General features: G+C 66.4%; 17 protein-coding genes. 13 read left to right on the forward strand and 4 right to left on the reverse strand.

Annotated elements, in window-relative coordinates; genetic code table 11:
• The first annotated feature begins 8 nt into the window (after window positions 1-8).
• Entirely contained in the window at window positions 9-3,020 is a 3,012-nt protein-coding gene (locus tag IE92_RS19085) for a nucleotide-binding protein (RefSeq protein ID WP_051701508.1), read from the forward strand.
• The gene (gene def / locus IE92_RS0102535) at window positions 3,017-3,508 is read left to right on the forward strand and encodes a peptide deformylase (protein ID WP_030143306.1); all 492 of its coding nucleotides are present in this window, start codon (window positions 3,017-3,019) and stop codon (window positions 3,506-3,508) included. The genes IE92_RS19085 and def overlap by 4 nt, the downstream gene beginning before the upstream one ends.
• 64 nt (window positions 3,509-3,572) lie before the next feature.
• Here the strand turns inward: def and IE92_RS0102540 are convergent, their stop codons facing one another.
• Entirely contained in the window at window positions 3,573-5,396 is a 1,824-nt protein-coding gene (locus IE92_RS0102540; RefSeq protein WP_030143307.1) for an AMP-dependent synthetase/ligase, read from the reverse strand.
• Window positions 5,397-5,601: 205 nt separating this feature from the next.
• Between IE92_RS0102540 and IE92_RS0102545 the strand changes: the two genes are divergently transcribed.
• From IE92_RS0102545 to IE92_RS0102555, 3 genes are all read left to right on the forward strand, one after another.
• Complete coding sequence (locus IE92_RS0102545) at window positions 5,602-6,564, forward strand: ROK family glucokinase (RefSeq protein WP_030143308.1); 963 nt, start codon at window positions 5,602-5,604, stop codon at window positions 6,562-6,564.
• Window positions 6,565-6,673: 109 nt separating this feature from the next.
• A complete protein-coding gene (locus IE92_RS0102550) occupies window positions 6,674-7,363 on the forward strand; it encodes a lysophospholipid acyltransferase family protein (RefSeq protein ID WP_030143309.1) in 690 nt (229 codons plus the stop codon).
• A 107-nt stretch (window positions 7,364-7,470) separates the two neighbouring features.
• Complete coding sequence (locus tag IE92_RS0102555; protein WP_121688462.1) at window positions 7,471-8,805, forward strand: class II 3-deoxy-7-phosphoheptulonate synthase; 1,335 nt, start codon at window positions 7,471-7,473, stop codon at window positions 8,803-8,805.
• Window positions 8,806-8,926: 121 nt separating this feature from the next.
• On the opposite strand, the gene IE92_RS0102560 is transcribed toward IE92_RS0102555, so the two are convergent.
• Together IE92_RS0102560 and pknB are read right to left on the reverse strand one after the other, a co-directional pair.
• On the reverse strand, window positions 8,927-9,112 hold the full coding sequence (locus IE92_RS0102560; protein WP_030143311.1) for a hypothetical protein: 186 nt from the start codon (window positions 9,110-9,112) through the stop codon (window positions 8,927-8,929).
• Between the two features lie 9 nt (window positions 9,113-9,121).
• Window positions 9,122-11,071: a Stk1 family PASTA domain-containing Ser/Thr kinase gene (pknB, locus tag IE92_RS0102565; RefSeq protein WP_030143312.1), complete on the reverse strand. Its 1,950-nt coding sequence runs from the start codon at window positions 11,069-11,071 to the stop codon at window positions 9,122-9,124.
• Between the two features lie 194 nt (window positions 11,072-11,265).
• Between pknB and IE92_RS0102570 the strand changes: the two genes are divergently transcribed.
• Entirely contained in the window at window positions 11,266-11,607 is a 342-nt protein-coding gene (locus tag IE92_RS0102570) for an Rv2175c family DNA-binding protein (RefSeq protein ID WP_030143313.1), read from the forward strand.
• 57 nt (window positions 11,608-11,664) lie between these two features.
• Here the strand turns inward: IE92_RS0102570 and IE92_RS0102575 are convergent, their stop codons facing one another.
• Window positions 11,665-12,771 (reverse strand): polyprenyl synthetase family protein, encoded by a 1,107-nt coding sequence (locus IE92_RS0102575; RefSeq protein WP_030143314.1) that lies wholly within the window; start codon window positions 12,769-12,771, stop codon window positions 11,665-11,667.
• A 79-nt stretch (window positions 12,772-12,850) separates the two neighbouring features.
• On the opposite strand from IE92_RS0102575, the gene IE92_RS0102580 reads away from it, so the two are divergent.
• From IE92_RS0102580 to mraY, 7 genes are all read left to right on the forward strand, one after another.
• Window positions 12,851-13,252, forward strand: coding sequence for a DUF3040 domain-containing protein (locus IE92_RS0102580; protein WP_030143315.1), 402 nt, complete (start codon window positions 12,851-12,853; stop codon window positions 13,250-13,252).
• 438 nt (window positions 13,253-13,690) lie between these two features.
• Window positions 13,691-14,122, forward strand: coding sequence for a division/cell wall cluster transcriptional repressor MraZ (gene mraZ / locus IE92_RS0102585; protein ID WP_030143316.1), 432 nt, complete (start codon window positions 13,691-13,693; stop codon window positions 14,120-14,122).
• A 120-nt stretch (window positions 14,123-14,242) separates the two neighbouring features.
• Window positions 14,243-15,193, forward strand: a complete 951-nt coding sequence (gene rsmH, locus IE92_RS0102590; RefSeq protein ID WP_030143317.1) for a 16S rRNA (cytosine(1402)-N(4))-methyltransferase RsmH — start codon at window positions 14,243-14,245, stop codon at window positions 15,191-15,193.
• A gap of 2 nt (window positions 15,194-15,195) precedes the next feature.
• Window positions 15,196-15,780 carry a cell division protein FtsL gene (gene ftsL, locus IE92_RS17090; RefSeq protein WP_051701510.1) on the forward strand — a complete coding sequence of 195 codons (585 nt, stop codon included), beginning with the start codon at window positions 15,196-15,198 and terminating at the stop codon, window positions 15,778-15,780.
• A gap of 147 nt (window positions 15,781-15,927) precedes the next feature.
• Window positions 15,928-17,703, forward strand: a complete 1,776-nt coding sequence (locus IE92_RS0102600) for a peptidoglycan D,D-transpeptidase FtsI family protein (protein WP_030143319.1) — start codon at window positions 15,928-15,930, stop codon at window positions 17,701-17,703.
• 93 nt (window positions 17,704-17,796) lie between these two features.
• Complete coding sequence (locus IE92_RS0102605) at window positions 17,797-19,215, forward strand: UDP-N-acetylmuramoyl-tripeptide--D-alanyl-D-alanine ligase (RefSeq protein ID WP_030143320.1); 1,419 nt, start codon at window positions 17,797-17,799, stop codon at window positions 19,213-19,215.
• A complete protein-coding gene (gene mraY / locus IE92_RS0102610) occupies window positions 19,209-20,303 on the forward strand; it encodes a phospho-N-acetylmuramoyl-pentapeptide-transferase (RefSeq protein ID WP_030143321.1) in 1,095 nt (364 codons plus the stop codon). The genes IE92_RS0102605 and mraY overlap by 7 nt, the downstream gene beginning before the upstream one ends.
• Window positions 20,304-20,305: the final 2 nt, after the last annotated feature.

Raw genomic sequence — 20,305 nt, forward strand, 5'->3', positions numbered from 1 at the left:
GCGCTGCCATGGACGAGCACGAAATTGAATTACCCCCGATCGATGAACTCGATCCCGGTGCCGTAACGCTCAGCGTTGCGGCACCGGCCACGGTATCGATCCCCGTGGGCGCCGCGCTTGCGCAGTACGCCGACGATGATGACTTTGATGAGGACGTCCTGGAGGACGACCTGGTGAGTGTGGACGGCGAATTTGACGCCGACACCGCCGAACGGCCGAGCCCACTCTCGGTAGACGATCTGCACGCGGCCGAGGCCGCCGCCGAGGTTGCGTTGGCTGAGCAGCTTGCCGCCGAGCGCGAGGCCGAGGAGGCGCGCGTTGCCGATGAGGCCGAGGCCGCTCGTGTTGCCGAGGAAGCCCGGGTGAATGACGAGGCCGAGGCCGCACGTCGGGCCGAGCAGGACGAGGCCGATCGCCTGGAAGCCGAACAGCGCGCGGCCGATGAGGCCGAGACTGCCCGTCTCGCCGAGGAGGAACGTGCCGCCGAGCAGGCCGAGGCGGATCGCCTGGCCGAGGAGCAGCGTGCGGCCGATGAGGCGCAGGCCGAACGCGAAGCCGAGGAACGACGTCTGGCCGAGGAGGCCGAAGCCGAGGAACGACGTCTGGCCGAGGAGGCCGAAGCCGAGCGTGAGGCCGAGGAACGTCGCATTGCCGAGCAGGCGGCGACCGAGCGTGCGGCCGAGGAAGCCCGTCTCGCCGAGGAAGCTCGCGTTGCTGAAGAGGCCCGCCTGGCCGAGGAGGCCGAACAGGCTCGTCTCGCCGAGGAGGCTCGCCAGGCCGAGGCGGAACGCCTCGCCGAGGAAAAGCGTGTGGCGGCCGCCGAGGCAGCCCGCCTGGCGGAAGAAAAACGTCAGGCCCGCGAGGCCGAGCAGGCGCGCATCGCCGAGCAGAAGCGTGCGGCCAAGGAGGCCAAGCTCGAGCAGAAGCGTGCCGCGAAGGAGGCCAAGGCCGCCCGCATCGCCGAGCAGAAGCAGCAGGCCGCCGAGGCCGCTCGCCTGGCGGAGGAGCAGCGCGCCGCCGAGAAGGCCGAGCGCGAGCGCCTGGCCGAAGAGGCGCGGCTTGCCGAGCAGGCCCGGTTGGCCGAGGAGGCCGAGCAGGCGCGCATCGCCGAGCAGGAGCGTCTGGCCGCGGCAGCCGAAGCCGCCCGCGTGGCCGAGGAAGAGCGTATTGCTGAGGAAGCCGAAGCCGCCCGCGTGGCCGAGGAGGAGCGTCTGGCTGCGGAAGCCGAAGCCGCCCGCTTGGCCGAGCAGGAGCGTCTGGCTGAGGAAGCCGAAGCGGCGCGTGTCGCCGAAGAGGAACGAGTGGCTGCCGAGGCCGAAGCCGCCCGTGTTGCCGAGGAAGAGCGCGTGGCTGAGGAGGAGCGCGTTGCCGAGGAGGAGCGTCTCGCCGAGGAAGCCCGCGTGGCCGAAGAGGCTCGCGTAGCTGAGGAAGCCGAAGCCGCTCGCCTTGCCGAAGAGGAGCGTCTCGCTGCGGAAGCCGAACCTGCCCGCGTGGCCGAGGAAGAGCGTCTCGCTGCGGAAGCCGAAGCTGCCCGCGTGGCCGAGGAAGAGCGTCTCGCCGAGGAGGCCGAGTTCGAGCGCCTCCTGGCCGAGGAGCGTGCCGCCGAGCAAGCTGCCGCGGCCGAACTGGCCGATGCCGACGACGAGGACGCCGAGATCGAGGCCGAGTACGACGAGGTTGATGACGAGCACATCGATTCGCCCGTTGACGACATCGCGGCGGCCGAAACCGACATTGCCGAGGACCCCCGCGCATCCGCCGACGTAGAGTCCGATTCGGACCCCATCACCCCGAGTGAGCCCGGCATTGCCGAGTCACTCGACGCCCCCTCCGCCGACGCGGAGCAGAACGACGAAAGCCAGGACATGACCAACCCGTCAGACCGGACCAGCGCCGAGACCACCACCGGGCAGGCCGCCGCCAGCGCCGAGACCACCACCGCCGTGACCACCAAGACGGGGCAGCAGAGCACCGTGCGTCCCACCGGCGAGATCCCCGTGCCCGTGTCTTCGGCCGTGGTTTCCGCCGCCCGTCCCGGCGGCATTCAGCAGCAGGGTAAGGTTGCCGGCCCCGAGTCGGCCGCGCTGCTGACCGCCGACCGTCTGCTGGAGACCCGCCCCTCCAGCCGTCCGGCCCCCGAGGGTTTCTGGCAGCACCTGCTGTACAGCGCCTCCGGTCACCTGATCAACGTGGGTGATGCCAAGGCCGTGCGTGAGCGCAAGGACCTGGACACCAAGATTGGTCGCTCCCTCGGTGGCGAGGCCCGCTTTGTGCCGGTGCTGACCCGGAAGGGTGGCGTGGGCAAGACCACCGTGACCGCCCTGCTGGGCATGGCTCTGGCCGATTCCCGCAGCGACCGGGTGATCGCCGTGGATGCCAACCCCGACCGCGGAACCCTGGCCGAGCGGATCGCGCACCAGAGCCGCTACACCGTGCGTGACGTCGTGCGAGACGCCGAAAACATCGTGGGCTACAACGAGTTCTCGGACCTGGTTGCCCGCGACGAGACCCGCCTGGACGTGCTGGCATCGGACACCGACCCGCACCTGTCCGAGGCATTCAACGAGGACGACTACAACGTGGTCGCCGACCTGGCCGCCCAGTACTACTCGCTGATCCTCACCGACTGTGGCACCGGAATCGTCCACTCGGTCATGAAGGCGACCCTGGGCCGGGCCGACTCGATCATCATCGTCACCGGTGGCAGCGTGGACGACGCCAAGCTGGCCTCGGAAACCCTGAGCTGGCTCGAGGTCAACGGACACGAGGAGCTCGTGCGGAACGCGATTGTGGTGGTCAACGCACCCACTCCGATCAGCCGACTGGTCAAGATCGAGGAGATCGACCGGCACTTTGCCTCCCGCGTGCGCGCCCTGGTGCACCTGCCCTACGACCCGCGCCTGGCCGCCGGTTCGGCGATCGACTTCGCCAACCTGGCCCCGGAAACCCGTCTGGCGGCCCGCCAGCTGGCCGCCGCCGTGGTGGAGGGCCTGCCCAGCGGTCGGGAGAACCACCGGTGAGCGAACGCGAGATCCGCATCTTCGGCGACCCCGTCCTGAAGACCGTGTCGGACCCGATCACCCAGATCGATGAGCGGGTGCGCGGCCTGATCCGCGACCTGGTGGACTCGGTCAAGCTGCCCGGTCGCGCCGGGGTGGCCGCCGCCCAGATCGGTGTGAACCTGCGGGCGTTCAGCTACAACGTGGACGGGGTGATCGGCTATGTCATCAACCCCGAGATCACCGAGCTGGCCGGTGAGCTGACCGAGGTGGGGGAGGGATGCCTTTCGGTTCCCGACCTGTGGTTCCCCACGCCGCGCTACGAGCGAGCCACCGTCACCGGCATCGACCTGGACGGCAACCCGATCACCGTCTCCGGTGAGGGACTGCTCGCCCAGGCGCTGCAGCACGAAACCGACCACCTCAACGGCATGCTCTACCTCGACCGGCTGAGCAAGGAAAACCGTCGCAAGGCAATGCGTGAGGTGCGCGAGAGCACCTGGTTCTAACCCCCGCAAAAACGCCCGTGGCCCATCCTCGTGAGGATGGGCCACGGGCGTTTTGCCGCTCGGGCTAGGGCAGAGACACGCTCTGGGTGGGGGTCTTGGCATAGATGCCGTCGATTACCCCGGCGAAGTCGTGCAGGATCTCGCCGCGCTTGATGCTGAGCTTCGGGGTCAGGTGGCCGCTGGCCTCGGTGAACTCGGTGCTCAGGATCACGAACTTGCGGATCGACTCGGCGCGCGACACCCGGGTGTTGGCGGCGTCGATCGCCCGCTGAATCTCGGCCAGGACGGCCGGGTTCGTGGCGGCCTGGGCGATATCCAGGCTCTCGTCCTGCCCGTTGTTCTTGAGCCAGGTGGGGAGCATATCGCGATCCAGGGTGATCAGGGCGGAGATGAAGGGGCGCTGATCGCCCACCACCACCACCTGGCCGACCAGCGGGTTGGCGCGGATCGGGTCCTCCAGCGCGGCCGGGGAGACGTTCTTGCCCCCCGCGGTCACGATGATTTCCTTCTTCCGGCCGGTGATGCGCAGGAAGCCGTCCTCATCCAGGGTGCCGAGATCGCCGGTGCGGAACCAGCCGTCGTCAAAGGCGGCGGCGGTGGCCTCGGGGTTGTTCCAGTAGCTCTGGAAGACACACACGCCGCGCACCTCAACCTCGCCGTCCTCGGCGATCCGGATGGCGTTCCCTGGCAGCGGGGGACCGACGGTCCCGATGCGCGCGGTCCGGGCGCGGTTCACGGTGGCCGGGGCGGTGGTCTCGGTCAGGCCGTAGCCCTCGAGGATGGTGATCCCCAGCGCGTGGAAGAAGTGGCCCAGGCGCGGGCCCAGCGGGGCCGAGCCGGACACCGCATACTTGATCCGGCCTCCCATGGCCGCGCGCAGCTTGCTAAAGACCAGCTTGTCAAACAGGGCAAAGCGCAGTTTGAGCCCGAAGGGGACCGAGCCGGATTCCAGTGCGGTGGAGTACTCGACCGCGGTGTCGGCGGCCTTGCGGAAGATCTTGCCCTTACCGCCGGCCTCGGCCTTCTGCTCGGCCGAGTTGTACACCTTCTCGAAGACCCGCGGTACCGCGAGCAGGAAGGTTGGGTGGAATGAACCCAGCGACTCAACCAGCTTGGTGGTGTCGGGCTGGTGGCCGGTCTTGACCCCCGAGTACACGGTGAGCACCGAGATGAAGCGGGCGAACACGTGGGCGGTGGTGATGAAGAGCAGCGTGGAGGCGCCGGGCATGTTGACTACCTCGGCCAGATCAACGGCCGAGTTCCGGGTGAGTTCCACGAAGTTGGAGTGGGTCAGCACGCAGCCCTTGGGACGTCCGGTCGAGCCCGAGGTGTAGATGAGGGTGGCCATGTCCTCGCCGCGCGCCAGGTTGCGGCGGCGCTCGATCTCCTCATCGGGGACCTCGGCGCCGGCCACGATCAGCTTCTCGATCGCGCCCAGGTGCATCTGCCACACCTGTCCGATCTCGGGCAGCTCGGGGTGGACCTCATCGAACTTGGCGAAGTGTTCGGGGCTTTCCACGATCAGCGCGGTGGCGCCCGAATCGCTGAGGATCCACTGGATCTGACTCGGCGAGCTGGTCTCGTAGATGGGGACCAGAATTGCTCCGGCGAACCAGGTCGCGAAGTCGATCAGGGTCCACTCATAGCGGGTCTTGGCGAGCAGTCCGATCTTCTGACCCGGCTCGATTCCGGCGGCAACCAGGCCCTTGGCCAGGGCGGTCACGCGATCCAAAAATTCGGCAGCGCTGATGTCTTCCCACTCGCTGTCACCACGGGGGACGGCAAACAGCGCACGGTCGGGGGTGAGTCGCACTCGCTCAATCAGCAAATCGGTGGTGTTGGCTTCCGGATCTGCGGGGACGACGGCGGGTATCTCGATCTGAGCCACGGTATCTCCTTTGGTACCAGTTGGAATCGGGTACACCCCACCTTAGTTCGCAAAACGCGGGTTGGGTGAAAACGTAACCGAGTTCCCAGCGAGAATCATGAACGTTTTGCCGAATATCGGCGTGGTCGTGCGGGGCGCGCCGGGGGCCACTAAACTCGACCAGGGCGTTAATACCCAGACAGCCCGAGGAAAGGTTTTGCGCAGCATGCATGCAGTCGGTATCGACATTGGTGGCACGAAGATCGCGGGTGCGGTTGTAGACGAGCAGGGCAACATTGTGGCCGCCCGCCGAGTACCCACCGATGCGTCGGACGTGAAGAGCATCGAGGACGCCGTTGTCGCGATGGTGGAAGACCTGCGCCAGGAGTTTGAGGTGTCCGCCGTGGGTGTGGCCGCCGCCGGCTTTATCGACGCCGCCCAGTCGGAGATCTACTACGCACCGAACCTGGCGTGGCGCAACGAGCCCTTCCGCGACAAGCTGCAGGCCCGGATCGACCTGCCCGTGATCATCGAGAACGACGCCAACGCCGCCGGCTGGGCCGAGTTCGTCCACGGTGCCGGCGCACTCACCAGCGACATGGTCATGCTGACCATCGGAACCGGCGTGGGTGGCGCGGTTGTGCTGAACGACCGCCTGCTGCGCGGCGGGTTTGGCGTGGGTGGCGAGCTCGGTCACATCCGCCTGATCCCCGACGGGATCCAGTGTGGCTGTGGCGTACACGGCTGCTTTGAGCCCTATGGCTCGGGCCGCGCCCTGCAGCGCTACTGCGAGGAGATCGCCGACACCCAGGCCGACGGCATTGGTGCCGAGCTGGCCCGCGTGCGCGCCGAGAACGGCGGCGAGCTCAACGGTTCGCTGATCTCCCAGCTGAGCCAGGCCAAGGACCCGGGTGCCCTGGAGGCCCTGCGCATCCTCGGTACCTACATCGGAACCGCCGCTGCCTCGCTGGGCGCCGTGCTTGACCCGCAGCTCTTCGTGATCGGCGGCGGCGTCGCCCAGGCCGGGGAGGACCTGCTGGGTCCGATCCGCGAGGCCTATCGCGCCCACCACCCCGCTCACGGTTTCCACCCCGAGGCCACCTTCGTGATCGCCGAGCTCGTGAACGATGCCGGTGTCGTGGGTGCCGCCGATATCGCACGTCGCTATGCCGAGGGCATCCCGGCCTAGGCGTTTTCGCCGTACGACGTGCACCCGGGAGCAATTGCCCCCGGGTGCACGCCTGTTTTGAGGCCCACGCGCTATGCTCGAACGATCCGGCAACCGAAATAAGGTCCCCATGTTTTATCGGTTTATGAAGCTGTTCATCATTGCCCCCATCCTCAAGCCCCTCTTCCGGGTCTGGGTTGTGGGTGCCGAAAATGTGCCCACCCACGGTGCCGCGATCCTCGCCAGCAACCACCTCTCGGTGGTGGACTCGATCTTCCTGCCGCTGTATCTGCGCCGCCGGGTCACCTTCCTGGCCAAGAGCGACTACTTCACCGGGAAGGGCCTCAAGGGCTGGCTGGTGAAGCACTTCATGTTGGCCACCGGGCAGCTCCCGATCGACCGTTCGGGAGGCAAGGCCTCGGAGGCGGCGCTGAACACGGGTCTACGGGTGCTCTCCGAGGGGGACCTGATGGCGATCTACCCCGAGGGGACCCGCAGCCCGGACGGGCGCATGTATCGTGGTCGCACCGGGGTAGCCCGGATGGTCCTGGAATCCGGGGTGCCGGTGATTCCGGTCGCGATGATCGACACCGAGAAGGCCCAGCCGCTGGGTAAGGCCCTGCCGCGACCGCGCCGCCTGGGCATCATCATCGGCGAGCCGCTGGACTTCAGCCGCTTCGAGGGAATGGCCAGCGACCGATTTGTGTTGCGTTCGGTAACCGACGAGCTGATGAGCGAAATGCAGCGATTGAGCCGTCAGGAGTATGTAGATGTGTACGCCACGACGATGAAAAACAAGACCGCCTCAACTACCCGCTAGGCTGGGTATCGCTGGCCCCAATTGGTCGGCCAGGTAAGACATCAACAACAGATATAGGAAGTGCCGTGGGAAATCCATTAGAGCCGGTTGTGCAAGCAGATGACGCTGTGATTGCCGGGCTGGACTATTGGCGCGAGCTTCCGATCAAGCAGCAGCCAAACTGGCCGGACAAGGACGCCGTCGCGCGCGCCTCGGCCACCATTTCGACCCTGCCTCCGCTGGTGTTTGCCGGAGAGGTAGACGTGCTGCGTGATCGCCTGGCCGCCGCCGCGAGTGGACACGCGTTCCTGCTCCAGGGTGGCGACTGCGCCGAGACCTTCGCCGGGGCCACCGCCGATCAGATCCGCGACCGCGTCCGCACCCTGCTGCAGATGGCCGTGGTGCTCACCTACGGTGCCTCGATGCCCGTGGTCAAGATGGGCCGGATGGCCGGTCAGTTTGCCAAGCCCCGTTCGAGCGATGACGAGACCCGCGATGGCGTGACCCTGCCCGCCTACCGAGGCGACATCGTCAACGGCTACGACTTCACGCCGGAGTCGCGCACCGCGAACCCCGAGCGTCTGGTGCAGGGTTACCACACCGCCGCGTCCACCCTCAACCTGGTGCGCGCCTTCACCCAGGGCGGGTTCGCCGACCTGCGCGAGGTGCACCGCTGGAACCAGGGCTTCGCCGCCAACCCGGCCAACGCACGCTACGAGAAGCTGGCCAAGGACATCGACCGGGCCATCCGGTTCATGGAGTCCGCCGGGGCCGACTTCGACTCGCTGCGCGGGGTGGAGTTCTACACCGGCCACGAGGGTCTGCTGATGGACTACGAGCGCCCGATGACGCGGATCGATTCGCGCACCGGAACCCCGTACAACACCTCCTCGCACTTCATCTGGATCGGCGAGCGGACCCGCGAGATCGACGGCGCACACGTCGACTTCCTCTCCCGTGTCCGCAACCCGATCGGTGTGAAGCTGGGTCCCACCACGAGCGTGGACGACATGCTGCGCCTGGTGGACAAGCTGGACCCGAACCGCGAGCCGGGCCGCCTGACCTTCATCACCCGGATGGGTGCGGGCAAGATCCGCGACGCCCTGCCTCCGCTGCTGGAGGCCATCAAGGCCTCCGACGCGACCCCGCTGTGGGTCACCGACCCGATGCACGGCAACGGCTTCTCGACCCCCAACGGCTACAAGACCCGTCGTTTCGACGACGTGGTGGACGAGGTCAAGGGCTTCTTCGAGGCGCACCGTCAGGTGGGCACGTTCCCCGGTGGTATCCACGTGGAACTCACCGGAGACGATGTGACCGAGTGCCTGGGTGGCGCCGAGCACATCGATGAGGCCGACCTGGCTACCCGCTACGAGTCGCTGTGTGACCCGCGTCTGAACCACAAGCAGTCCCTCGAACTCGCGTTCCTGGTGGCCGAGGAGCTGGCCGCGCGCAACGCGTAACCCGCTCAGAAACGGCGATGGCCCACGTTCCCGAGGGAACGTGGGCCATCGCCGTTTTCGCGCCCTACGAGGGCACCGGGACTCCCGCCGCTACCGCTGGCGGACACCGGGGCTCCCGCTGCTAGCGCTGGTGGTCGCGTGCTCCGCGACGCTGAATCCACTTTGCGGCCAGCCCGCCACCCACAATGACCAGGGCGTAGCCCACCAGGATCAGCCAGGACCAGTCATCGGGCACCACATAGGCGAGACCCCACAGCGCCAGAAGCGCGGCCACACCAACGATCAGAAGCGTTCGAAAGCGGCGCATGGGTGCGGCCTAGAAGTTGGCCTGGATGGTCACGGCCGCGCCGCGCTTGATCTTGGTTCCGGCGGCCGGGTCGGTGCCGGCCACGGTGAAGGAATCACCCAGCAGATCGGCCACGGCCTGGGGGATCCCCGACTTCACCGTCACGGTGAAGCCGGCGTCTTCCAGGGCCTTCTTAGAGGCTTTGACGGGCTTGCCGGTCACGTCGGGGACGGCGACCAGGTCGGGGCCGAGAGAGACCACCAGGGTCACCGTGCCGCCGACGTCGGGAACCACCCCGGCGCGCAGCTCGCTCACCGCGATCACGCTGCCCGCGGGAACGGTATCGCTGAACTCGGTCTTGTTTTCGCTGGCCACCACGAGGCCCACGCCGGTCAGGGCGCTGCGGGCGGCATCCTCGGCAAGCCCGCTCACCGGGGGAATCGGCCCGGCGGACACCGAGAAATCGAGGGTCTGGCCCCACTGGGTCTCACCGGTCTCGGTGATGTCGGTGCCTCCCACGCTGGCACCCAGAATGTTGCCGGCGGCAACCTTGCTCGAGTAGTGCTTGGTGATGGTGCCCTCGGTGAGGTTGTTTTCGGCCAGGACCGGACGCAGTTCCTCGAGGGACTTGCCCCCCAGTGCGCCGAGAGACACGTTCTTGAGACCCAGGGAGACGGTGATCTTCACCACCCGATCCTTATCGATCCGGGCCGGACCGGCGGGGTCGGTGGAGATCACCGTGTCGGCGGGCACGGTAAGGGAGTATTCCTCGGCCCGTTCGGTCTTGATCTCGGCCTTTTTCAGGGTGTCGAATGCCTCGGCCGCGGGCTTGCCCACGAGGTTGGGCACATCCAGCAGTCCGCCGGGGCCGAAGCCAAAGTACCAGCCGGCGGTTCCGGAACCGACGCCCAGGATGAGCACCAGCAGCAGGACCCACCAGCCGCGCTTGGCGCGACGGTTGGAACGCACACTGAGTGCGGAGGTTTGATCATGGGGATCCACCGGCCCGGTGCGCACGCTCGGCGAGGTGAGCACGCGGGTCACGTCGGCGCCGTCGTTCGCCCCGAGCAGGGCCGGGAACACGGTGGTGGCCACGGCGGTCGGGGTCGGGGGTGCCGGAGTCGAGTGCGACAGACCCAGGTGGCGCTCAACCTCACGCAGTCGCTCAAGCAGCTCCCCGGCATCGCTGGGGCGCTCCTCGGGCTCGCGCTCGGTGCACCACAGCACAAGGTCGTCGAGGTCCGCGGGGACCTGGGCCACCTTGGCACTCGGCCGCGGCACCGACTCGTTGGCGTGCTGGTAGGCGATCTGCATCGGCTGCTCGCCCTGGTAGGGCTGTTCGCCGGTGAGCATCTCGTACATCATGATGCCGAGCGCGTAGATGTCGCTGCGGGCGTCGGCCTCGCCGCGGGTCACCAGCTCGGGGGAGAGGTAGGCGATCGTGCCGAGCAGGGCCTGGCCGCTGCCGGTCTGCGCGGTCACCGCTCGGGCGAGCCCGAAGTCGCCGATCTTGATTCGTCCATCGTCGGCCAGCAGCACGTTTTCGGGCTTGAGGTCGCGGTGCACGATGCCGCTGCGGTGGGCGGCGGCGAGGCCGCTGGTCACCGCATCCATGATGTCGATGACCTGACGGGCCGTCAGCCGGCCGTGATCGCGCAGCAGGTCGCGCAGGGTGATGCCCGGCAGGTACTCCATGACCAGGTAGGCCATGTCGGCGTCCTGGCCCTGGTCGAACACGCTGACCACGTTGGGGTCGGCCAGGCGGGCGGCCGAACGGGCCTCCTGGATAAAGCGGTTTTTGAAGTTGGTGTCGTCGGAGAGGTGCCCGTGCATGACCTTGAGGGCGACCCGGCGCTCCAGGCGCAGGTCGGTGGCCAGGTACACGGTGGCCATGCCGCCGCGGGCGATACGCGAGCGCACCTGATAGCGGTCATCAATCAGACGACCGATCAGGGGATCGGGAAGTGGGCTGGACGTCACGGGACAAGTTTACGGTCAGAGCTGCGTGGACCCTGTACAAAACACCCCGTGGCGCGGTGTGGCGGCCGGAAATAGGCCTGCGGGATGACGTTTCGGCCGTCCAGGGGGACGGGATCGCGGTATTTTCGGCAAAAAATGACCGCGTGTCGCGCCCAAAGTGGGCTCTCGGGTGTCGCGCGTGTAAGACTTGTCACGTGACCGATGTATATGCACAGCGTGAGTGGCTCGCAATGCCCGAGCTGGTAGAGATTCTTGACCAGACCCCGAGCCGGATTCGCCGGCTGATTGAGGACAAGCACCTGCTTGGAATCAAGCGAAACGGAGTCCTGAGTGTCCCCGCGGACTTCCTGAAGGACGGTGAGCCGCTGGTACACCTGCGCGGCACCCTGTTCCTGCTCGAGGACGCCGGCTTCAGTACCGAGGAGGCCATGGAGTGGCTGCTCTCCGAGGAGGAGACCCTGGGCGTGGCCCCGATCGATGCGCTGATCTCCGGTCGCAAGACCGAGGTGCGTCGCATCACCCAGGCCCTGGCCTAACCCCAGACAACACACCGCCGCGCACCCCATGGTGTGCGGCGGTTTTGTCTGTGCCGGCTAGGCGCTGCGGCTGCTCATCTTGAGGGCGAGGGCGTCCAGGGCCGATCGGGCCTCGGCGCCGAGACCGGAATCGGTCAGCACCGCTCGTCCCGACGCCACGCTCTCGGCGATGATGGTCTCCACCGCGGCCACCGCGCCGGTTTCCTGCATCAGTGCCTGCAGCTCGAGGATGTCCTCATCGCTCAGATCCGGGTTGCCGATCCGGGCATCAAAGCGAGCCCGCTCGGACTCGGGCAGCTCGCGGCGGGTGAGGGCCACCAGCAGGGTGCGCTTGCCCTCGCGCAGGTCGTCGCCGCTGGGCTTGCCGGTGACCCGAGCATCCCCGAAGACACCAAGAATGTCGTCCCGCAGCTGGAACGCCGTTCCCACGCTCAGGCCGTAGGCGCGCAGCGCGGCCAGCTGGGTTTCCGACCCGCCGGCGACACTTGCCCCCAAAGCGAGGGGTACTTCCACGCTGTACTTGGCCGACTTATAGGTCAGGATCTGGCGTGCCCGGGTGATCAGCTCGTCATCGGAGTGACCAAACCAGGCGCTCTCCTCCAGTACGTCGAGGTACTGTCCGGCGGTCACGTCGGTGCGCATGTTCTGGTACTCGGCGCGCGCCGCCGCATCGTTTTCGCGGGGGAGCGCGGCGAGGGTGTTGTACATCAGCTCGTCGCTCCAGCTGAGCAGCATGTCGCCAAAGAGGATGGCCGCGCCACGCCCGAACGCCGCGTGGTCTCCACGCCAGTTTGCCTCGGCCGAGAGTGCCTCAAACCGGCGGTGAATGGCCGGTTCGCCGCGGCGCGTGTCGGAGTTATCCAGGATGTCATCGTGGACCAGGGCTGCCGCGTGGAAGATCTCCAGGGCCGCGCCCACCCCCAGGATGATGTCGCGCGCGGCGGGATCGTCCGGGTTCGTCGCGGGATTACTCGCCCGTACCCCGTGCCAGCCCCAGAAGGCAAAGATTGCCCGAAAGCGCTTGCCCCCACTGAGGAATTTCTGGGAGTACGTCGAGAACGTGGAGAGGTCGGGGGCAATCCGCGCCAGAATAGATTCATGCTCGATCAGAAACTGATCGATGCGGAGCTGGAGCTGGTCACGGAGGTGCTCGGTTTCGTTCACGCGTCTAGCTTAGCTTTCCCTGGGCGGCTAGAGTGAGAGGGCGCACTTGCGCATTAGGTTGATGGAGGAGGCGATCGGAATGCCGCTATCCGAGCAGGAGCAGCGTCTTCTTGACGAGATGGAGCGTAGCCTGTACGGGCATGACGCAGATTTTGTATCGACCGCGGGTAGTAAACGTGGGCGTCCGAGCTACCGCAGCATCGCGCTGGGCGCGCTGCTGGCAATCGTCGGAATCGGCGGATTGATCGTCGCGGTCATGCTCAAGCAGCCACTGTTTGGCATCGTCGGCTTCGCCGCGATGCTCGCGGGTGTGCTGGTAGCCATCACCCCTTCGAAGAAGGCGGCCCCCACCGCGGCCCCCTCGGGTGAGTTCTTCGCTCAGCCGGCCAAGGCCAAGGGTGGATCTTCCTCCTCGCCGTCCAGCTCGTTCATGGATCGCATGGGGGAGCGCTGGGATCGTCGCGATGGCGGCGAGCAGTAGCCCCACCGGATTTTTTGACATGGGTCACCCTTCGGGGTGGCCCATGTTTGTTTTTACGGGCAGGGTGAGCGGACACCGTGGGAGGCTCGGAACGCCCTGATCCCCGTCCCCCTCCACTCGCCTCCCCGGCCTCCTTCGAGATCCTTCCCCGCCTCTCCCTCCACCGTCCTCCACGGTGCCCGAGGTAGCAGCCTCCACGCCCCTCCACCTGATGCGTGGAGGGTATTTTTTTGCCCAAAATTGGACCTATACAGGCACATAGACTCGCTGAGCGGATTTAACGCTCCATTTCCCTCCACTTTCACAGGTCGCGTATTTACTGGCCTCCCGGCGCGTTAAATCGAAAAATTAGGTTTGGTTCCTAGGAAAGTGGTAGGGGGTGGAGTAAAGTGGGGGCAAGCGGTGGAGGTCGTCCGATCGGGGGAGGGAGCTGGAGACATGTTTCTCGGTACCTATGCCCCGAAGTTGGATGAAAAAGGCCGCCTGATCCTGCCGGCCAAGTTTCGCGAGGAACTCGCCGGCGGGGTGGTGATGACCCGTGGCCAGGAACGCTGCATCTACGTGTTCAGTACTCGAGAGTTCGAGGACATGCACACCAAGATTCGGCAGGCCCCGGTGACCAGCAAGCAGGCCCGTGACTATCTGCGTGTGTTCCTTTCGGGGGCGAGCGCCGAGACTCCGGACAAGCAGAACCGCATCACGGTTCCCTCGGCGCTGCGTAACTACGCCGGGTTGAGCCGCGAACTCACCGTCATCGGTGCGGGTAGCCGCGCCGAGATCTGGGACACCGAAGCCTGGGAGGCCTATCTGGCCGAGCAGGAAGCGGCGTTCGCCGACACCGCCGAGGAGGTGATTCCGGGACTGTTCTAGTCCCTGCACCCCGACCCCCCGCCGTTCACCAACGTGCCGACGCCCCTTCCCTGGCGGCGGGACGGAGCGGATGGGGATCAGGCCCCAGGGATTGCCCACCGGGCACCGGAAGAAAACACTATGGAACTCGACAAGATTCATACCCCCGTACTCCTCGAGCGTTGTCTCGAGCTGCTCGACCCCGCGCTGTCCAAGCCCGGGGCCTGGGCGATTGACGCGACCCTCGGCATGGGTGGGCACTCGCTCGCGATGCTGACCCGCTACCCGAACCTCAACCTGATCGGCCTGGACCGCGACCCGCAGGCGCTGGAGATTGCCGGCACCCGGCTCGCCGCCGTGGCCGACCGAGCTCACCTCGTACACACCGTCTATGACGGCATCGAGGGTGCTCTGGAAAGCGCCGGGGTCTCCGGCGTGGACGCGATCCTGTTTGACCTCGGCGTCTCCTCGCTGCAGCTGGATCGCGCAGAGCGCGGCTTCTCCTATGCCCAGGACGCACCGCTGGACATGCGCATGGACGGGACCAGCGAGCTGACCGCCGAGATTATCCTGGCGACCTACCGCGAGGGCGACCTGCGGCGCATCTTCGAGGACTTCGGCGAGGAAAAGCTTGCCGGCCGCTATGCCCGGGCGATCATCGCCGCGCGTAACGAGGCCCCGATCACCCGCTCGGGTCAGCTCGTGCAGATTTTGCAGGACGCGACCCCCGCCGCGGTCTCCCGCAACGGTCACCCGGCCAAGCGGGTCTTCCAGGCACTGCGGATCGAGGTCAACACCGAACTCAGCGTGCTGGCGGCGGCGATTCCCGCCGCGCTGGACGCGCTGAACGTGGGCGGACGCATCGTGGTGCTGTCCTATCAGTCCCTCGAAGACCGCATCATCAAGCGTTTGTTTGCCAAGGCCACGGCGTCTACCGCGCCGGCCGGCCTGCCCATGGAGCTGCCCGAACACGCGGCACGCTTCCGGCTCCTGGTTCGTGGCGCCGAGCTTGCCTCGGAGGCCGAGATCGAAGAAAACCCCCGCGCGAAGCCGGTCCGGCTGCGCGCGGCAGAACGAGTACGTGAGGGCTGATCATGAGTGAAAACCTGGCACGCAACGATTTCGCGTGGGACGTTACCACTGCGCCGGTCGAGGCTCCCGAGCGCGGCCGGGAACGGCCGCTGCGCGCGGTCTCCCCGGGTACCCGCGCCCAGGCCAAGCCCAAGCTGCTCTACGCGTTTATGGCGCTCGGGGCGATCGGCGCGATTGTGCTGACCCAGATCCTGCTCAGCGTGGGCCTCAGCCAGGGGGCCTATGAGCTCAATGCGCTGCAGAAGGAACACCGCGAGCTGGGCTGGCAGAGCCAGTCGGTTGGCACCGACCTGGCGGCGATCTCCTCGCCCCAGTACATCGCCGCCAACGCCCAGGCGCTCGGCATGACCTTCGGCGGAACCCCCGCCTATATCTCGCTGAAGACCGGCGAGGTCACCGGAACCGCCGCGGGCACCGGCCCGGTCAAGCAGGTTCCGGCCAACTCGATCCAGAACTCGATGATCCAGGGGGCGCCCATCGCGACCGCCGGGGGAGACGTTGTGATCAACTCGGGCGCGGCAAACGCTCCCGCGGGCCCGGCCAACGTATCGTTGGATGCGGGACTTCCGTCGCCGAAGACCCACTAGTTTCACGCGGCAACCTCGGTTATCGCGCGGGCCTCGCCCGCACCCACCGGTTCGCGTAGCCCGCGCTATGCGAACCGGTACCGTGTCGTCATCCTCGCCCTCCGCCTCGGGGGACGCAACTGAGGAGAAAATGTTCCAGGTGTTTGCATGACCTCATCGGCAATGTCCACCAGGCGGCGACTCGTCGCGGTCCTGATCGTGGTGGCCCTGATCCTGGCCGGGTTTGTTGCCCGGCTGGTTGATATTCAGGTGGTGCGGGCCGAGAGCCTGGTCGCCGACTCGCTGGAAAAGATGGGTGGCTCCAGCACCATCTACGCGCCGCGCGGAAACATCGTGGACTCCAACGGCGCCGTGCTGGCCTCCAGCATCGCCCAGTTCGAGATCACCACCTCGCCGAAGGATGTAAAGGCCTTCGACCGCAAGGACGGCAAGAAGACCGTCAAGATTTCGGTGGAGCAGGCCATCGCCGAGATCGCCGCGGTCCTCGCGGTGGACCCGGCAACCCTGCAGGCCAAGATCGATGACGCGCTGGCGAAGAATAAGGACGCGGCCTACGCGCTGCTGGCCGAAAAGGTCAGCTACGACCAGTTCGCCAAGATCCGCGCGATGAATGTCCCGTGGCTCTATATTCGCCAGACCTTCGGCCGGGTGTACCCCAACGGGGCCGTCGCCGGAAACATCGTCGGCTTTGTCGGGGCCGATAACCAGGGTCAGGCAGGCATGGAGCTGAGCGCCGAACAGTGCCTCGAGGGCACCGATGGGCGCCAGCAGTTCCAGCAGTCCAAGGACCGCGTGCCGCTGCCCGGTACCACCGAGACCGTGACCGAGGCCAAGCCCGGTGGTACCCTCAAGCTCACCCTGGACAAAGACCTCAACTGGACCCTTCAGCAGCTGGTGGCCTCGCAGGTGGCCGACACCAAAGCCGAGTACGGCATCGCAATGGTCACCGAGGTTAAGACCGGCAAGATCCGGGCGATCGCCGAGGCTCCCAGCGTGGACCCCGGCAACGTCGATGGTACCCCGGCCGAATTCCGCGGATCCCGCGCGTTCCAGGTACCGTTTGAGCCCGGTTCGATCTTCAAGCCGCTGACCGCCGCGATGCTCGTGGATGCCGGCCTCGCCGACCACAACACGCAGGTCGTGGCACCCTACCGCTACCACCCCAAAAACGGTGCCAGCATCAAGGACGCCCTGCCGCATGAGGACGAGCGCCTGACCATGAGCGGCGTGCTGCAGCAGTCCTCCAACACCGGCCTGAGCATCCTCGGCGAGAAGATGCCCGACGAACAGCGCTACGAGTACCTGAAGAAGTTCGGGATCGGCCAGTCCACCGACATCAAGTTCCCCGGTCAGTCCTCGGGTGTGCTGCACCCGGTGGACAAGTGGGACAACCAGACCAAGTACGTGACCATGTTCGGTCAGGGACTCTCGACCACCGCCGTGCAGATGGCCCAGATTTACCAGGGCATCGCCAACGACGGTGTGATGAAGCCGCTCGAGCTGGTGGAGGGCTGCTCCTATCCCGACGGCACCGTGACCGACGCCCCGGCAAAGACCGAGGGGGAGCGGATCCTCTCCGCGAGCGCCGCCAAAGAAACGATCGGTATGATGGAGACCGTGGTTACCGACGGATTCCTTGCCGACCAGCTGCGCATGCCCGGCTACCGGGTAGCGGCGAAGTCCGGTACCGGTGAGCAGTTCGTGGATGGCCAGCTGCAGACCACGTTCGTGGCCTCGATGGCGGGCATGTTCCCGGCTGATGACCCGCAGTACGTGGTCACCGTCCACCTGAAGTCTCCGCTGACCTACCGCTCCTCGGCCGCGGCCGCTCCGCTGTTCAAGGAGATCGTCGCCCAGGTCATCAAGAAGTACGGCATCCCGCCGTCGACCACCACCCCGCCCGGTTGGAAGGGCACCTACTAACACGCGCCGCCCGCACCCCGAGGCAAACGGGGGTGCGGGTCAGACTCAACACGGCCACACCCCGGCCCGTGTGCACGAAAGATCGTAAACACCATGATTGCATTGACCCTCACCGAGATCTCCGAGATTGTTGGAGGTGAACTCCACAGCACCCCCACCACGCTCTCGGCGACCGACACCGTTTCGGGACTCGTCGACACCGACTCGCGGCTGATCCGGCCCGGCGACATCTTCGTGGCCAAGCCCGGGGAGGTCACCGACGGACACAACTTCGTGGGCACCGCCCTGGCCGCCGGTGCCGCGTTGGCGCTGACCGAGCGTGTGGTGGACGAGGACATCGCACAGATCGTGGTTGCCGACGTCGTGGTGGCCATCGCCGATCTGGCCCGTGCGGTGGTCGCTCGGGTGCGGGCAGCGGGAGACCTGAAGGTGGTCGGGATCACCGGCTCCAACGGCAAGACCACGACCAAGAACATGCTGAACGCGATCCTCTCGGCCCAGGCCGAGACCGTGGCCCCGCGTGCCTCCTTCAACAACCACGTGGGCGCGCCGCTGACGATCCTGCGCACCACCTACGACACCCGCTTCCTGATCATCGAGATGGGTGCGAGCCACGTGGGCGATATCGCCCGCCTGGTTTCGATCGCCAAGCCCGATGTGGGCATCGTACTCAAGGTGGGCCTGGCCCACGCCGGCGAATTCGGCGGTGTGGAGCGCACGGTTCTGGCCAAGAGCGAAATGGTTACCGAACTGACACCTTCGGACGTGGCCATCCTGAACGCCGATGACTATCGGGTCATGGGTATGGCGGAAAAGACCGTCGCCCGGGTACGCACCTTCGCGATGGACACCGACCAGGCAACCTTCGGCGCCCGGGGCGTGGAGAGCACCCGCACCGGCACCGACTTTGTGCTGCACACCGAATCCGGTGCCGAGTATCCGGTTCACCTGCGCATCCTCGGTGAGCACCACGTGTACAACGCGCTGGCCGCGCTGAGCGCCGCCGACGCGCTCGGGATCGCACTCGAGGACGCGATCGCCGCCCTGGGAACACTGGCCCGCGCCGAGCGCTGGCGGATGGAGGTCCTCGGCGGCCGCGACGACGTCACGATCATCAACGACGCCTATAACGCGAGCCCCGATTCGATGGCCGCCGCGATCCGTACCCTGGCCCAGATCACCCCGCGAGACCGGCGCACGGTCGCGGTTTTGGGGGTCATGACCGAACTCGGCGAAATCGCCGGAGACGAGTACGACCGTATTGCTTTGCAGCTGGTCCGCCTCAATATTTCCCAGCTGGTGGTGGTGGGCCAGGCGGCCCGTCGCCTGCACATCACGGCCATCAATGAGGGCTCGTGGGACGGGGAGTCGGTATATTGTGAGGAGGCAGATGCGGCGTTCGAGTATCTGTCCACCGCGATCCGACCCGGAGACACGGTGCTTGTTAAGTCCTCCAACTCGGCGGGCCTGCGACTACTCGGCGACCGACTGGGAGAATTTTTCACGTGCTAGCACTGCTCTTGGCCGTTGTCCTATCAATGGTCTTCTCCCTCACACTGACCCCGGTCTTTGTGAAACTGTTCCATAAGCTCCAGTGGGGCCAGTTCATCCGCAGCGATGGGCCCCAGTCGCACCACTCCAAGCGGGGAACCGCCACGATGGGTGGCATCGTCATCATCATCGGCACCCTGTTTGGCTACTTCATCGCCAAGCTGGTGACCGGAGAGACGGTCTCCGTTTCCGCGCTGCTGGTGCTCTTCATGATGGTGGGCCTCGGACTCGTGGGCTTCACCGATGACTTCCTCAAGGTTCGCAAGCAGCAGAGCCTGGGCCTGGGCGGTTGGTCCAAGATCGCCGGTCAGCTGGTGGTGGCCGTGGCGTTCGGGATCATGGCGATCAACTTCGCCAACTCCAACGGCGTGACCCCGGCGAGCACCGCGATCTCCTTCACCCGGGATCTGAACTTCGACCTGATCTTCGCCGGTCCGTTTATCGGATACGCGCTCTACCTGGTCTGGACCTCCTTCCTGGTGGTGGGAACCTCCAACGGTGTTAACCTCACCGACGGCTTGGATGGTCTGGCCACCGGTGCCACCATCCTGGCGCTGGGCTCCTACATCATCATCGGGTTCTGGCAGTTCAACCAGTCCTGCTTCAACCCCGCCCTGGCCACCGGCGTGGCCCATAAGTGCTACAACGTGCGTGACCCGCTGGACCTGGCCATCGTCGCCGCCGCCATCGCCGGCGCGCTGATCGGATTCCTCTGGTGGAACACCTCGCCGGCCGATATCTTCCTGGGTGACACCGGTTCGCTCGCCCTCGGTGGCGCGGTGGTGGCCCTGGCCATCCTGACCCACACCGAGCTGCTGCTGATCCTGATCGGTGGTCTGTACGTGATCGAGGCCGGATCGGTCATCATCCAGCGGGCCTACTTCAAGGCCACCCACGGCAAACGCATCTTCCTGATGTCACCCATTCATCACCACTTCGAACTCAAGGGCTGGGCCGAGGTGACCGTGGTGGTTCGCTTCTGGATCGTCGCCGGCCTGCTGTGTGCCGCCGGTGTCGGAGTGTTTTACCTCGAGTGGTTCTACCGCTAGGC

The sequence above is a fragment of the Mycetocola saprophilus genome (assembly GCF_000718085.1).
In the GTDB taxonomy this organism is placed as follows: Bacteria; Actinomycetota; Actinomycetes; order Actinomycetales; family Microbacteriaceae; genus Mycetocola; species Mycetocola saprophilus.

Bases quoted from the DNA above. Each gene is read 5' to 3' on its own strand.
- IE92_RS0102560 (WP_030143311.1), bottom strand. From the start codon at position 9,112: ATGCGCCGCTTTCGAACGCTTCTGATCGTTGGTGTGGCCGCGCTTCTG.
- IE92_RS0102550 (WP_030143309.1), top strand. From the start codon at position 6,674: ATGTTTTATCGGTTTATGAAGCTGTTCATCATTGCCCCCATCCTCAAG.
- IE92_RS19085 (WP_051701508.1), top strand. From the start codon at position 9: ATGGACGAGCACGAAATTGAATTACCCCCGATCGATGAACTCGATCCC.
- IE92_RS0102545 (WP_030143308.1), top strand. From the start codon at position 5,602: ATGCATGCAGTCGGTATCGACATTGGTGGCACGAAGATCGCGGGTGCG.
- mraZ (WP_030143316.1), top strand. From the start codon at position 13,691: ATGTTTCTCGGTACCTATGCCCCGAAGTTGGATGAAAAAGGCCGCCTG.
- IE92_RS0102605 (WP_030143320.1), top strand. From the start codon at position 17,797: ATGATTGCATTGACCCTCACCGAGATCTCCGAGATTGTTGGAGGTGAA.
- IE92_RS0102580 (WP_030143315.1), top strand. From the start codon at position 12,851: ATGCCGCTATCCGAGCAGGAGCAGCGTCTTCTTGACGAGATGGAGCGT.
- rsmH (WP_030143317.1), top strand. From the start codon at position 14,243: ATGGAACTCGACAAGATTCATACCCCCGTACTCCTCGAGCGTTGTCTC.
- IE92_RS0102600 (WP_030143319.1), top strand. From the start codon at position 15,928: ATGACCTCATCGGCAATGTCCACCAGGCGGCGACTCGTCGCGGTCCTG.
- ftsL (WP_051701510.1), top strand. From the start codon at position 15,196: ATGAGTGAAAACCTGGCACGCAACGATTTCGCGTGGGACGTTACCACT.